Annotated in this window: 15 protein-coding genes and 1 tRNA gene; 8 read left to right on the top strand and 8 right to left on the bottom strand. The window is 44.5% G+C overall.

The features are described from left to right. The first annotated feature begins 94 nt into the window (after nt 1–94). Complete coding sequence (locus PHP90_RS08055) at nt 95–1,000, top strand: AEC family transporter (protein ID WP_299927942.1); 906 nt, start codon at nt 95–97, stop codon at nt 998–1,000. Here PHP90_RS08055 and PHP90_RS08050 read toward each other — a convergent pair. The 3 genes from PHP90_RS08050 to rpsU form a co-directional block, all read right to left on the bottom strand. Then, nucleotides 978–1,907: a D-2-hydroxyacid dehydrogenase gene (locus tag PHP90_RS08050; protein ID WP_299927939.1), complete on the bottom strand. Its 930-nt coding sequence runs from the start codon at nt 1,905–1,907 to the stop codon at nt 978–980. The two genes, PHP90_RS08055 and PHP90_RS08050, sit on opposite strands and share 23 nt — an antisense overlap. Continuing rightward, a complete protein-coding gene (gene purT / locus PHP90_RS08045; RefSeq protein WP_299927936.1) occupies nt 1,904–3,067 on the bottom strand; it encodes a formate-dependent phosphoribosylglycinamide formyltransferase in 1,164 nt (387 codons plus the stop codon). The genes PHP90_RS08050 and purT overlap by 4 nt, the downstream gene beginning before the upstream one ends. A gap of 122 nt (nt 3,068–3,189) precedes the next feature. Continuing rightward, nucleotides 3,190–3,402, bottom strand: coding sequence for a 30S ribosomal protein S21 (rpsU, locus tag PHP90_RS08040; protein ID WP_015652475.1), 213 nt, complete (start codon nt 3,400–3,402; stop codon nt 3,190–3,192). 121 nt (nt 3,403–3,523) lie between these two features. Between rpsU and PHP90_RS08035 the strand changes: the two genes are divergently transcribed. Genes PHP90_RS08035 through PHP90_RS08025 form a run of 3 tightly spaced genes read left to right on the top strand, consistent with a single transcriptional unit; the run spans nt 3,524 to nt 7,845 of the window. Beyond that, on the top strand, nt 3,524–5,188 hold the full coding sequence (locus PHP90_RS08035; protein ID WP_299927931.1) for a methyl-accepting chemotaxis protein: 1,665 nt from the start codon (nt 3,524–3,526) through the stop codon (nt 5,186–5,188). A 29-nt stretch (nt 5,189–5,217) separates the two neighbouring features. After that, complete coding sequence (gene dnaG, locus PHP90_RS08030) at nt 5,218–6,861, top strand: DNA primase (protein ID WP_299927928.1); 1,644 nt, start codon at nt 5,218–5,220, stop codon at nt 6,859–6,861. Between the two features lie 12 nt (nt 6,862–6,873). Next, on the top strand, nt 6,874–7,845 hold the full coding sequence (locus PHP90_RS08025; RefSeq protein ID WP_299927925.1) for an argininosuccinate synthase domain-containing protein: 972 nt from the start codon (nt 6,874–6,876) through the stop codon (nt 7,843–7,845). A gap of 37 nt (nt 7,846–7,882) precedes the next feature. Here the strand turns inward: PHP90_RS08025 and PHP90_RS08020 are convergent, their stop codons facing one another. Continuing rightward, nucleotides 7,883–8,260, bottom strand: coding sequence for a DUF805 domain-containing protein (locus PHP90_RS08020; protein ID WP_299927922.1), 378 nt, complete (start codon nt 8,258–8,260; stop codon nt 7,883–7,885). Between the two features lie 50 nt (nt 8,261–8,310). Next, nucleotides 8,311–8,574, bottom strand: a complete 264-nt coding sequence (locus tag PHP90_RS08015; protein ID WP_299927919.1) for a cation transporter — start codon at nt 8,572–8,574, stop codon at nt 8,311–8,313. A gap of 121 nt (nt 8,575–8,695) precedes the next feature. On the opposite strand from PHP90_RS08015, the gene PHP90_RS08010 reads away from it, so the two are divergent. Together PHP90_RS08010 and PHP90_RS08005 are read left to right on the top strand one after the other, a co-directional pair. Then, nucleotides 8,696–9,385, top strand: coding sequence for a sulfite exporter TauE/SafE family protein (locus tag PHP90_RS08010; protein ID WP_299927916.1), 690 nt, complete (start codon nt 8,696–8,698; stop codon nt 9,383–9,385). Nucleotides 9,386–9,439: 54 nt separating this feature from the next. Continuing rightward, nucleotides 9,440–9,862 carry a hypothetical protein gene (locus PHP90_RS08005; RefSeq protein WP_299927914.1) on the top strand — a complete coding sequence of 141 codons (423 nt, stop codon included), beginning with the start codon at nt 9,440–9,442 and terminating at the stop codon, nt 9,860–9,862. Between the two features lie 9 nt (nt 9,863–9,871). Here PHP90_RS08005 and PHP90_RS08000 read toward each other — a convergent pair whose 3' ends face one another. After that, on the bottom strand, nt 9,872–10,591 hold the full coding sequence (locus PHP90_RS08000; RefSeq protein ID WP_299927911.1) for a hypothetical protein: 720 nt from the start codon (nt 10,589–10,591) through the stop codon (nt 9,872–9,874). An 84-nt stretch (nt 10,592–10,675) separates the two neighbouring features. Here PHP90_RS08000 and PHP90_RS07995 point away from each other — a divergent pair. Beyond that, a tRNA-Ala gene (locus PHP90_RS07995) sits at nt 10,676–10,751 on the top strand. 135 nt (nt 10,752–10,886) lie between these two features. After that, nucleotides 10,887–11,432, top strand: a complete 546-nt coding sequence (locus PHP90_RS07990; protein ID WP_299927908.1) for a hypothetical protein — start codon at nt 10,887–10,889, stop codon at nt 11,430–11,432. 106 nt (nt 11,433–11,538) lie between these two features. On the opposite strand, the gene PHP90_RS07985 is transcribed toward PHP90_RS07990, so the two are convergent. Together PHP90_RS07985 and PHP90_RS07980 are read right to left on the bottom strand one after the other, a co-directional pair. Then, complete coding sequence (locus PHP90_RS07985; protein WP_299927905.1) at nt 11,539–11,862, bottom strand: hypothetical protein; 324 nt, start codon at nt 11,860–11,862, stop codon at nt 11,539–11,541. Nucleotides 11,863–12,041: 179 nt separating this feature from the next. Further along, on the bottom strand, nt 12,042–13,112 hold a 1,071-nt coding region (locus tag PHP90_RS07980), incomplete at its 5' end, for a tetratricopeptide repeat protein (protein ID WP_299927903.1).

Raw genomic sequence — 13,112 nt, 5'->3', positions numbered from 1 at the left:
TCCTTAATTATTGCGATTGTACCCCACGGGGTGTTAGCGGTGACTCAAAAAACCATACTAATTTTTTCGCTACAATACACATCAAAAAAAGACTATGCAAACTTTATTCTCCATTCTGGGTATTTACCTCTTTATCGCTGTCGGATTCGGTGCCAAATACGCATTCAAAGAAAAAATCGACGACCGTACCATTACCTTGCTCAGCGTCTATTTTTTGCAGATATTTCTCACTTTTTGGGGACTGCTCAAACGTCCTATCGATACCGAACTTTTGTTTGCTCCGGCTCTTTATTTGGGGATCTCTCTTTTAGCTCTGCTGTTAATGATCCCTCTGGCTAAAATCCTTTTTCACAATCCCAAAGAGCGTTCTATCGCTACCGTCGCCGCGCTGATCGGTAATACCGGAAATCTTGGTATTCCATTAGGGATTGCCCTGTTTGGCGAGATGAGTGTCCCCTATCTCACCCTTATCAATCTCGTCAATGTTTTCGTTGTCTATACCATCGGAGTTTTTTACTATTCACGCGGCGAATTCAGTGTACGCGATTCACTTATAAACATTCTCAAACTTCCCGTTCTTTGGGCAGCGATGGTCGCGATTGCACTGAATCTCATCGGATATGTTCCCAGCCCAGCAGTCGATAAAACCCTCATGATGGGGGCGTATGCCTCGATGACAATGCAGCTCGTGTTATTCGGGATTTATCTCTACGGTATAAAGTTGGGAGAAATCAATTTACGACTCACGGCATGGGTCAATGGTACAAAATTTCTCCTGATCCCTTTGATTGCGTTTACAGTCTTGCACACTGTCGATATGAATCCGATTGTGAAAGGGATTTTGTTTTTGGAACTGATCGTTCCGCTGGCGATTGCCAACGTGAATCTCGCGTCGCTTTATCACTGCGCCCCCCGCACCGTTACAGTCGAGGTGTTTACAACTTCCGTCGTATTTTTGGGGATCGCTTTCGTTTTGCCTACGCTACTACAAATGTTTTAACATTTTCGATTGTCGCAGCGATCAGACGTTCACGCGCTTCGCGGGATGTCCAAGCGATATGAGGAGTAATGTAGAGACGTTCGGGATGTTGAGCCGCTAACAGAGGATGCGGTGTTTTCATCGGCTCACGTGCTAACACATCCAAACCGACAAAGATCGGTTTGACATCAATAATAACCGACAAGGCATCTTCATCGACGATTCCTCCGCGACCGAGATTGAGCAATACCGCGCCGTCTTTCATCTGCAACAGTTCGGAGTGTGAAATCAGATTCTCCGTCGAGGCATTGAGGGGAGCATGGATTGAAATAATGTCGCTGTTTTCAATCAAACGGCTGAGTGTCGTTTTCTCATATTCTGCGTTCTCATTTTTTCCCGATGTCGAGTAATAACAGACGTTTGCGCCGAATGTTTGCGCAATTTTTGCAACACCTCGCCCGATCTCACCGAGTCCGATAATTCCCCACGTTTTGCCGCGCAATTCACTGAATGACGGTCCGATATGAGCAAATACCGCCTCACGCTGCCATTCACCGCTTTTGACGTACTCATCATAATAGCGCGAATGTCCCATCAAATAAAAAAGCATACTGAACGTATGTTGCACAACAGCGTCGGTCGAATAACCCGCGACGTTTTTAACAGTAATCCCGCGACGTGCGGCGGCTTCATGGTCGATGTTATTCATCCCTGTCGCCGCAACACAGATTAGTTTGAGAGAGGGTGCGGCTTCCATCACGGCATCATTAATCACCACTTTGTTAGTAACGATCACTTCCGTATCTCGAACACGTTCCGCTGTCTCTTCGGCAGTTGTGGTGGAGTATGCACAAACAGTGCCTAATGTATCAAACCCTTCTAACGATGTATCGCCGTAGGTTAGCGTATCAAGTAAGACAATATTCATGCGTCTTTGATCCCTTTGATCAATTTTTTCGCTTTTTTGAGGGCTTTGTTCACTTTATCAAACACGAGGACAACCGCCATGCGTCGACCCACATGGGCTTCCGGTTTTCCGAACACACGAACGAAACTGTTATCATCAAAAAGCTCATCTGCTACCTCAATCACCGGTTCATGCGATTCAACAGTTGATTTAAACGCTGCACTTGCACCGTCGCCGTAGAAGGTGAATCCGAGAGGAAGACCGAGTACCGCCCGTACATGAAGGGCAAACTCGCTTTGGCTTTGGGTAATCAGCGTTACCATTCCCGTATCGTGCGGACGAGGGCTTACTTCACTGAAATAGACCTCATCGCCTGCAACAAACAACTCAACGCCGAACAGCCCTTTACCGCCTAACCCGTCGGTAATGGTTTTTGCTATTTTTTGAGAGCGTTTGAGGGCTTTTTTGGACATCTCCATCGGCTGCCAGCTGTAAATATAGTCACCGTCTTTTTGGATATGCCCGATCGGTTCACAAAATACTGTTTCCACTCCGTTGCGTGCCGTTAGCAACGTAATCTCGTAATCAAAACGGATAAACTCCTCGACGATCAGCTCGCTGGCATCCCCGCGTGCCTCTTTGGCGATTTCCCACGATTGTTCAAGATCAAAAGGGCTTCGTGCAATACTCTGTCCATGTCCGGAAGAACTCATAACCGGTTTGATAACACACGGAAATCCGACATCTTCTGCCGCAGTGCACATGTCTTCGTACGTACTCACAAAATGATAACGGCTTGTTTTAAGACCCAATTCCTCCGCAGCAAAACGGCGGATGTTTTTGCGGTTCATGGTTTTGTTGACCGCTTCGGCATTGGGGATAACGCAGAACCCTTCGGCTTCTGCCGCGAACAGTGCATCGATACTGATCGCTTCGATTTCCGGAAGTATGTAATCGGGTTTCTCTTTACGGATTATTTTCAGTACCGCCTCTTTGTCTTGCATGTTCACTACGTGGGAGCGGTTAGCAACGAGGTGCGCAGGGGCGTGAGGATAACGGTCTACCGCGATCACTTCAATCCCGAGACGCTGTGCTTCAATCGCTACTTCTTTACCGAGTTCGCCGGAGCCTAACAACATGATTTTTTTAGAATTATTTTTAAGAGGTGCGCTAAAGAGCATGGGTGTAGCCTTGTGCAGAAATGTTTACACTAAGTTTATCACAGGGTTCGTAAAGGTTTTGTTACAGAGGAAAAAGTTGGAGGAATTGAGAGGGTGTAACCCAAGCGCCGAAGCGCTAGGAATTACAGGCGAGATTCGTAACGTCGCATCATATACAAACGTTTTAACATCTTTTTGCGAGCGCTGATTTTGAACTGTTTACGTTTTTCAGTCTCTGTAACATGGTTACGACGAGCACGAGCTTCAGTAACAATCAGATTACGATCTGTTTGTTTCTTGAAACGGCGGTAAGCAGCATCAAAGTTATCATCTTGTCTAAGAACGATACCAGGCATTCACATCACCTACTTTCTATTTAAAATTTTTGAAATCGAATTGTACCTGAATTTCGTCGAAAAAGGAATCTTTTAGCCAAATCTAGGTTATCATTTATATATTGCTTACGCGGAGTTTTAAATGAATCCACGCAAAAAATTGATGTGGCTGGTCTTTGCCGGAATGATGATCCCCCCCGTTGCGTGGGTATTCCTCGTTTTCTTTTCACATCTTTTCACTTTTGATGAACTGTTCTCGATACTTGTTTCGATCCCCATGGGTATATACATGCTTGTTGCTACTTCAGTCATGCTTATAGGATTTAGCCGTACCCTTACCAAACTCGAATCGCTCATGAGTAGATCAAACCAACATGAAGAAGCTGCTGCAATCATCTCACGGCTGCCCTATTGGTTTTTGATTGGGGAGATGCTCTACACCCTTTTAGGACCTACCGCCGTACTGGTAGGAAAATCTTTTATTACGATTGAACGCTTCGGTCTTGCCCAATTTGCGGTTCTTCCACTCCTTTTGCTCTTTATTATCCCTATTTTTATCTTATTTGTTATTCGTCTCGAAGAGTGGGTAACGGTTGTTCCCTTGAGTGAACGCTACCCTTTTATCTCGTTCGGGAAAAAAATGGTTCTTTCTATCTTTACAACCATCCTCGGAAACATCGTATTGCTTGTTTTGCTTAACACCATTTTGCTTTATTCGGTTCCACATCTTGATTTATCTACTCTTGTGACGAAAAACATCACGATCGCCCTCATCGGTATAGCTATCTCGGCACTAAATATGACTCTTCTTGTAGCCCAAGTAACCCGTCCGGTAAAAACACTTACAGATAATCTCAAAACGAATCTGTTTGATTTGACAAAATCATTTCGAGGTTTTACGCGTGATGAAACAGGGGTAATGATGAGTACATTAAACCGTTTCGTCATCGAAATGGAACAGGCAATTTCCCAATCTAAAACGATTGCAACCTCCAACCTCTCCGCCGCACATACCCTTGATTCGATCAGTAAAGAGGTCAAAGATCGCGCACATCAAAGCAATACAATTACGAACAAGACATCCGAACAAGCCCGATCTATTGAGATTATCGCCAATGAAGGGGTAGAAAGCTTATCCACTACCCTCAATACCATGAGCGGCGCTTTGTCACAGCTGCACAACGGACGTCAGGAATTATCCACTCTTCTCGAAACGATTTCGCACAGCACCCAGCTGGAAGCGGAACTCGCCGAAAAGCTCAACAATCTAAACTCTGAAGCCGCTCAAGTCAAACATATTCTCTCCGTTATCGGCGATATCGCTGACCAAACCAATCTGCTTGCGCTTAATGCCGCCATCGAAGCGGCTCGTGCAGGAGAACACGGTCGGGGGTTTGCCGTTGTTGCGGATGAAGTGCGCAAACTTGCCGAAAAAACCCAACACAGCCTCATCGAGATCAATGCCACTATCAATATCATCGTCCAAAGTATCTCCGACGCAACCGATCAGATGCACCAAAACACCGATGCGCTGCAAAATGTCTCAACCATCTCTGAGAGAGTTGACCGGAATATCAACGAAACGGTTCAAGCGATGGAGCAGACTAATACCCTCACTACTCAAAGTGTTAGCAATTCACAAACCATTGCCCGCCATATCGAGGATATGTTTACACAAATTAATACACTCGGATCCATCACATCGGCCAATGACATATCCATGCAGGAACTCTCGAGTATCGTGCAAACCATTGCGGCTTCCGCAGATGCACTCAATGCTCAACTGGGGCAATTCACAACACGTTAAAATCAGCCCCGTTTCGCTAAAATATCTTTATGATAACCCAAGACTCCATCGAGGCTCTCAAAGCCCGACTTGACATTGTCGACGTCGTAGGCTCTTATATCGAGCTAAAACGCGCAGGAAGCAGCTTCAAAGCGCCCTGCCCGTTTCACGATGAGAAATCTCCCAGCTTCACCGTCAATCCAAGCCGCCAGAAATATCACTGTTTCGGATGCGGTGCAGGAGGAGATTCGATTAACTTCGTCATGGAGTACGAAAAACTCAGCTACCCCGAAGCGATCGAAAAACTCGCGGCATCGGCAAATTTTACCCTCCATTACACCGATAATGCCCAGCAAAAAAAACGCTCCAATCTCCTCGAAACACTTAATGACTGGTACCAAAAACTCCTCGAAGAAAAACGCGATGCGATGGCCTATTTGCATGAGCGCGGGATTTTTGCCTCAAGTATCGAGCGTTTCGGCATCGGATATGCTCCGACATCACCTGAAACACTCCGCTTTTTAGAGCAGCGTAAACTCCCTACTGCCGAAGCGATTGAACAAGGTGCTATTGGACGAGGAGAAGAGGGACGGCTGTTTGCCCGCTTTATCGAGCGGATCACGTTTCCTATCCACTCCACCAGCGGAGCCATAGTCGGATTCGGCGGACGAACGATCACAGGGCATCAGGCGAAGTATGTCAATTCGTCTCAAAGTGCTATTTTTAACAAATCACGTCTGCTGTATGCCTATCATCTCGCACGCGAGGCGATCTACCGCCGACGCGAGATCATCGTTACCGAGGGATATCTCGATGTCGTTATGCTCCATCAGGCAGGATTCACCCATGCCGTCGCGACTCTTGGAACCGCTCTTACTGCAGAGCACTTACCATTGTTGCGTAAGGGTGAACCGAAAATATTTCTGGCGTATGACGGAGACAAAGCGGGACGTGCCGCGGCATTTAAAGCATCAAAACTCCTCAGCATGTCCGGATTTGACGGAGGAGTTATCCTTTTTGAAGGGGGGCTCGATCCGGCGGACATGATCAAAAACGGCCAGATTGAAGCGCTCAATGCTCTTTTGCACCGTCCTATCCCTTTTATCGAGTTTGTTATTACAGAATCTATTTCAGCCTATGATTTGCAAGACCCTAAAGCCAAAGAAACGGCATTGCACGAGAATATCGCTTTTCTAAAAACCCTCTCTCCTCTGCTTCAGGAAGAGTATCGCCCTTTTATCGCCTCAAAACTGGGAATCTCACCGTCGCTTATCCAAGTAGGACGCGTCAAAAACACTGCCGCTCAACCGATCAATTTTTCCCATCACGATATTTGGGAACTCAGTTTTATCAAAACCCTTTTAGAGCGTCCAAGCATTACCGACTCTCTGCTCGATTTTATTGACGGGTCTCTCTTGCAATATCATGGAAGCGAGTTCGAAGCCGCACTTCGGGGAGATCTAAAAGATCCGCGATTAAGTGCGCTGATGATGGATGATCGGATTCGCACTTTTGAGGGAGACGAGGGATTAAAGCAGGAACTTATTACCTTTTTAACTGCCCATTATAACCGTGAACTCAAGAAAGTGACAACGCAAAATACGGTATCATTCGATCAAAAATCGTACTTAATACGTCAATTTCGGGACAAAATCGAACGTCTTAAAAAAGGCGAATTAGTTCCGCTCACATAAACAAGGAAATCCATGAAAGCCATAGCCCTCTTTAGCGGCGGACTTGATTCAACTCTCGCCATGAAACTCATCATCGATCAGGGAATCGAAGTTATAGCCTGCAATATCAACACAGGTTTCGGATCGACCAAAGACCGACTGACACATATGAAAAACATGTGTGAACAAGTGGGTGTCGAGTTCCGAAGCGTCGATATCCGAGATGAATACATTCGTGAAGTTCTCTTTACCCCTAAATACGGCTACGGAAAAAACTTCAACCCCTGTATCGACTGTCACGGAAAAATGTTTGAAGTCGCAAAACGAAAAATGCAAGAGTGGGGAGCGAGTTTTCTCATCAGCGGCGAAGTACTAGGACAGCGCCCGATGAGCCAAAATAGCGAGTCCCTCCAAAAAGTTCTCAATCTCAGCAACTGCGAAGGGCTTCTTTTGCGTCCGTTGAGTGCCCAAGCCCTCGAACCGACGATCCCCGAACTGGAGGGGTGGGTAGACCGCGACAAACTCGAACATATTGTCGGACGTAATCGCGACCGTCAGATGGAACTGGCCGAGTCATTCGGTCTGAAAGATTACGAAGCACCGGGAGGGGGATGTCTTCTCACCGATGAGAAATTCTCAAACAAAATTCGTGATTTTATCGCCCATGATACATTGACGATTGAGGATATCCCGACACTAAAATACGGCCGTCAACTCCGTCTTCCTGAGGGGGCAAAGTTTATAATCGGGCGCAATGCCGAAGATAACGCGATATTGGAAGCGATCGAGAACCCTAAATATATTCACATTGATACGGAACTCTTCGGACCCCACTCACTGATCTCACACGACGCGAGTGATAACGACAAAATGTTAGCGGCGAAACTGATGTTAGCGTATTGCAAACCGGGTTTTGAAGGAGAACAGACTTTGATGTTTGGAGAGGAAGCAATAACAACCGTTAGCGACATGAGCCGCCACGATTCACAGAAATATTTTATCTAGTTTTGTCATTCCCAATCAAATTGAAAATAACGAGATATTAATGCACGGGAGCTTCTCCGTATTCATTTGAACCTTCATCGGAAGGTTGGACAAACCAAAACAGCAGAGCAAGCCATCCAATAATAGGGATGAAAACCAGAAGATACCACCAACCACTTCTTCCGGTATCATGTAAGCGTCGTATAGCCACAGCTATACCAGGAATAATAAGACCTAAGGTTACTACTATATTTGCGATATTCGCAAGTGTTCCACCCATACCCAAGATATGACCAAGCAATCCTGCAACAAATCCGACAACAAATCCAATAAGGAATTGCCCTACAACAAACCACCAATATTCCGAACGTGGTGCCCGCCCCGTGAACTCTGCATATTTTGTTAAACATGTAGAAACAGACTCTTGAAATGTCACAAACTACCCCCGATAAATAATTTTCAGAGGCAATATATCATAAAATCTAACTATTTAGCAACTTTGCAGCCATATCCCGCTTTTTTCACTGCATCACACATTGCCTCAGGTTTTGTGCCGTCAGCCGCTTTTACTTCCGCACGCCCCTCTTTGAGATAGACACTTGCTTCTTTTACACCGTTAACTTCGTTCAAAGAGCCTTTAACATTTTTGACACACGCCGGACACATCATCCCATCGATATTTAATTTAACCAACTGATCTGCACTTGAAACGGCTACCAATGCGCATAAAGAGAGGAGAACTTTTTTCATTCACGAATCCTTTAAATAATTTCATGCTATTGTTTCATAGAACTGTTAAATTTGTGTTAAACCTTAACACTCTTGTAACAAAAAATATTTATACTATTAATATTTACCAAAAGGTTACATTATGCACGGTATTGAATGGTGGTTGATTGTTTCCATAGCATTTGCAGGAAGTTTCGGTCACTGTATAGGGATGTGCGGCGGCTTTATCGTTGCTTACAGCTCCACCAAAATAGACGCTTCGATGAGCCGAGGAGAACAATTTATCCGCCACGGAGCCTATAACCTCGGGCGGGTCAGTTCTTATGCCGTTTTAGGGATGATCTTCGGTGCGATCGGAGCGCTCTTTGCTTTGAGCATGGAGATGCACGGGGTTTTGTTTATCTTTGCCGGAATCATCATGATTATTACGGCGTTAGGAATGTTCGGTCTTTCCAAGCTGATTCATGTACTGGAGCGGGGATTTTCCAGCAATCCTCTTTTTAAAACCCTTTTTTCCCGTCTTATCAAAAGCAAAAGTATCGGGAGTTTTTTCGCGCTGGGAGTGATGAACGGATTCTTCCCATGCGGATTTGTTTTCTTTTTTGCGGCCAAAGCGGCAGCTTCGGCTTCTATCATCAAAGGTGGCCTAATCATGGCGGTGTTCGGTCTCGCAACCGTTCCGACACTGCTCGCACTGGGACAGTCGGTCTCAATTTTTAAAGAGATCGCGTTTCGTCAAACCATGAACCGTATTGCCGCATTGGCTATTTTGATCTACGGTCTTTACAGTGTTTATTACGGGCTCGCCTACTTCTTCGACCTGCCGATTTGATCTTAAGTTAAAACTTTACGTTATACTACAGCTAAACTATTTTAAGGAGTGGAAATGGCAGGAGTGATGTTTTCATTTTATAACTTTGCGTCGTTAATTGATCTCAATATTGGAATATCCGATCGTCTGGATGAAAACCGTTCTGAGAGTTTCACTATTTTGTTTTGTGATTTCTCAAAAATTTCGCAAGTATTGATTGATGCCAATCTTCCGAGCCTGCTTCGTACATCCGATTCAATCGTACATTGGGAATACTATTACTTTTTTGTGATGCCCTATACCGATAGATACGGATGCGGGATTGTAAAGCGGATGATCGAAGAGTTGTTTGCCACGCCTATCCCCTCAGCGGCAGTCTGTTATCCCTCAAACGGTGAGAATTCGGCAGAATTGCTGGAATCGCTTCATGTCGAAGCGAAGAAAATACACAAAATTGATTTAGATTGTCTCTACAGTGCAACCAACCGAGAGCCCTAAAGCATAATTTTAGTGCTGTAGGCCTATAGGACGGAAAGAGTAGTACGGTGAGTTTTTATAAAACTCAATCGCTTCAGATATATCGCTTTTACGCCCGATATTCCGATCGTATATATACACCGTAGAAGAGATATTTTTGCACGGCTGAGCGTTACACGGCTCTGCCTTGGTATCACTTTTTTCAGCTGCGGCGATTTCAGCTATTGCAACACTCGGTGATGGAGATGTTGTTTCTTTGCTCATGGTCTGAGTAACACTCGGATGGGCAGATATTTCTTCATTTTTTACAGCAACAGTTTCGTCTTTTTTTGAAACGACCTCTTCTTTTTTAGAGAGCTCTGATTTAGGACTCACTACTGAAACGTTGTCCTCAACCATAGCCACTTTATGATCGCCCTCTTTGCCTTCACAAACCTTTGGGGTATCTCGGTTTACCGTACGGATAAAAGCATCTTTTGCTACTTTTTTGGCTTTCGAGAGATCTTTATGTGCTTTTTTCACAGAAGAATATTCACCTACCGTCACGATGTTGCACTGCCCCTCTTTTGTTTGTGCTGAATGGAGGGCAGTTTTTTGTACTTTTTTTTCAAAAGCGGGAGTGATCGAACTCTCTTTGAGAGCACTAATCGTTTGAATCGTATATTCATTCGCGCTCAACGCCATGCTTGCGACACCGCATAGTAAAATCAGGGTTATCTTTTTCATGTTCTCTATATCGACACGATCCATAAAAAACTTTACTGTAAACAGCCATTTTCTCTACTCATTGACATTTAAGAGCATCAATCGTATAATTCCCCTCCAAACTTCTTTGGGCCCTTAGCTCAGCTGGGAGAGCGCGTCGCTGGCAGCGACGAGGTCAGCGGTTCGATCCCGCTAGGGTCCACCAGTAAATAGAGACTTCCCATTCATCTACTCTTCAATAAAAAATACTGAATTTCCTTTTTTAGATTGAGTGATAACATCCTCCATCCCATAAATCCAAACGGAATTTGTAATCTTTCTAAAGTATAATGTTCTTCTTATGAACCCTTTACTCCGACGTATTCGAAACGGCTTTTTTATTCTTCTCATTTTTCTCTATATGATTTTCGAGGAACTCATCTGGAAAAGTGCTGTAGCGCCGATCATACGATTCATTAATGCATTTCACCTCTATCGGCATTTTTTGGACTACATTCAGTTCCGAGCCAGACCGCTGAGTGTTTTGATCTTATTTATGGTTCCGTTTGCTTTAGGTGAAGTGATCGGTACCTTATCTGCGATTCTTGCTGCGCAGTTACATCTTTTAAGTGCCGGGCTCCTTTATACGATGAAAATTCCGCTCATCGTCGTCGCGCTCGGGATATTGCAACACGGCAAAGAGAAACTTCTCTCCTACCGATGGTTTGCTCTGTGCTACGGCTGGGTAATGATTCAGTTAGACAAGCTGCACAGCAGCTTACTATATCAGCAGGTGCACTCCGCACTCATCCGTCTGCGTAACCGATTCTCCAACCGTTCAAGCCGTCTAAAACGGTTGATAATACGTCTCTATCGCCGCATCCGTTCTTCAAGAAGTAAAAGTTGACTCAAAAAAGTACAAAAGATGAGAAATATTCGAAAGAATAAGAGGAAGTTTTATAGAAATCAGACCGGATCGATAACTAAGATATCCCAGTTATCGATCTGAATCCTCAGGCCGCTATTTCTTCTTCATCAAGATGCAGATAAACTTGAAAAAATGCGTCAATATCATCAATATGAAGCGATCTGGAAATAAGCCATGGAGAACCGTTTTCGGCTTCATAGCTTATAAAATTGTCTTTGTCTATGTATTTCATCGGATAAAGTTCTCCGATGTCCTCAACCATAATATCAAGCGGGTAGAGTAAAACATTGTCGTGTCTTAGATCCATTGTTTGCACCCAAAGGGTATTCAAACTTCCCATTACATCCACTTCATCGGGTCCAAAATTCATTAATGCGACTTGTCGCATTGAAGTACCTCGAGTATTCATTGTAAATCCTTTCCGTATTTAAAAATCTAAAACGGGTGGAAATCACTCTCTTAGATTCTTTTAAACTTCTCGGTCATATTTTCTTTGACCAAACTAGAAAATCATTTTGTCCTGCACTAATTGAAATATAGCACTCTGTATTGATAACAAGTATTAATATTTAAAGAATGACGATAAAATCAATTTTGTTTAAGTAATTGTTTTGCTACCTCATCGGATAGTTCCAAAACTATTTTCGCTATCGTTTCATCCCATTTGTTTGGATTTGTTTGTCTAAAAAGACGCATTACTTTCGGATACCACGGGGAGTCATCGCGATCATTCATCCATCTCCAATCGCATCCGATAAAAGGGAGAAGCACCCAGCACGTTTTGCCAAGCGCACCGCACAAGTGGGCAATCGAAGTATCAACACAAATGACCAAATCCAGCTGCGAAATAAGAACCGCCGTGTCGGCGAAATCATCTATCTCTCTCTCGATAATCGGCTGTTTCGTTTGATTATCACTTAACATCTCTTTTTGCAAACTCACAAATGTCACGTTCGGCACTGACCACAGCGGTTCTAACATACCTAATCTCGGTAATGAGCGATTACTATCATTGCCGTGTTCAGCAGAGCCTTTCCACACCAATCCGACTTTAAATCCTCCTACCGGAAGTGTCAGTTTTTCATTACTCCATTCAGGCAGAATCTGAAGATACGGTAATCGATCAGGAATCGTTTCCATGGTCGTTCCCAAATACAACGGTACGCTTAAAAGAAAATTCCAATAATCATGTTTTTGCGGCGTTTCTGTCATATCTATAAGATGATCTATCTCCGGCAATATTGAAAAAAGCCGTTGCAGCGGTTGTTTGCACATCAATGTAATCCGCGCCCCGCGTTCTTTTAACAGTGCCGCAAAGCGGACAAACTGGATATCATCTCCATACCCCTGTTCCGATACGAGCAGAATCGTTTTGCCTCTCAACGGCTCGCCGCGCCATTGTGCAAATGAAAATTCGTATGCAGGAAAAGTCGGATTGATGCGCGGGTCATACCGTGTTTCATACAATGGCCACCCTTCCGGATATCGCCCGAGTTCGAGCAGTAAATATCCCAAATTGGCTTGGGTACGGACACAATCGGGAGTTATCTTTAATGCCTCTTTATAGGCTGTTTCGGCTTCTTCGTATCGATGCAGTGCTTTGTACATCATGCCCAAGTTTCGATAGGCTTCTGTGTACTGAGGATCGAGTTGAACCGC

Source organism: Sulfuricurvum sp. (assembly GCF_028712165.1).
Lineage (GTDB): Bacteria > Campylobacterota > Campylobacteria > Campylobacterales > Sulfurimonadaceae > Sulfuricurvum.
This window is presented reverse-complemented; position numbering and strand designations above follow the sequence as displayed.

Excerpts from the sequence above, each read along its gene's own strand:
- PHP90_RS08055 (WP_299927942.1), top strand. The coding sequence starts at position 95 with ATGCAAACTTTATTCTCCATTCTGGGTATTTACCTCTTTATCGCTGTC.
- PHP90_RS08050 (WP_299927939.1), bottom strand. The coding sequence starts at position 1,907 with ATGAATATTGTCTTACTTGATACGCTAACCTACGGCGATACATCGTTA.
- purT (WP_299927936.1), bottom strand. The coding sequence starts at position 3,067 with ATGCTCTTTAGCGCACCTCTTAAAAATAATTCTAAAAAAATCATGTTG.
- rpsU (WP_015652475.1), bottom strand. The coding sequence starts at position 3,402 with ATGCCTGGTATCGTTCTTAGACAAGATGATAACTTTGATGCTGCTTAC.
- PHP90_RS08035 (WP_299927931.1), top strand. The coding sequence starts at position 3,524 with ATGAATCCACGCAAAAAATTGATGTGGCTGGTCTTTGCCGGAATGATG.
- dnaG (WP_299927928.1), top strand. The coding sequence starts at position 5,218 with ATGATAACCCAAGACTCCATCGAGGCTCTCAAAGCCCGACTTGACATT.
- PHP90_RS08025 (WP_299927925.1), top strand. The coding sequence starts at position 6,874 with ATGAAAGCCATAGCCCTCTTTAGCGGCGGACTTGATTCAACTCTCGCC.
- PHP90_RS08015 (WP_299927919.1), bottom strand. The coding sequence starts at position 8,574 with ATGAAAAAAGTTCTCCTCTCTTTATGCGCATTGGTAGCCGTTTCAAGT.
- PHP90_RS08010 (WP_299927916.1), top strand. The coding sequence starts at position 8,696 with ATGCACGGTATTGAATGGTGGTTGATTGTTTCCATAGCATTTGCAGGA.
- PHP90_RS08005 (WP_299927914.1), top strand. The coding sequence starts at position 9,440 with ATGGCAGGAGTGATGTTTTCATTTTATAACTTTGCGTCGTTAATTGAT.
- PHP90_RS08000 (WP_299927911.1), bottom strand. The coding sequence starts at position 10,591 with ATGGATCGTGTCGATATAGAGAACATGAAAAAGATAACCCTGATTTTA.
- PHP90_RS07990 (WP_299927908.1), top strand. The coding sequence starts at position 10,887 with ATGAACCCTTTACTCCGACGTATTCGAAACGGCTTTTTTATTCTTCTC.
- PHP90_RS07985 (WP_299927905.1), bottom strand. The coding sequence starts at position 11,862 with ATGAATACTCGAGGTACTTCAATGCGACAAGTCGCATTAATGAATTTT.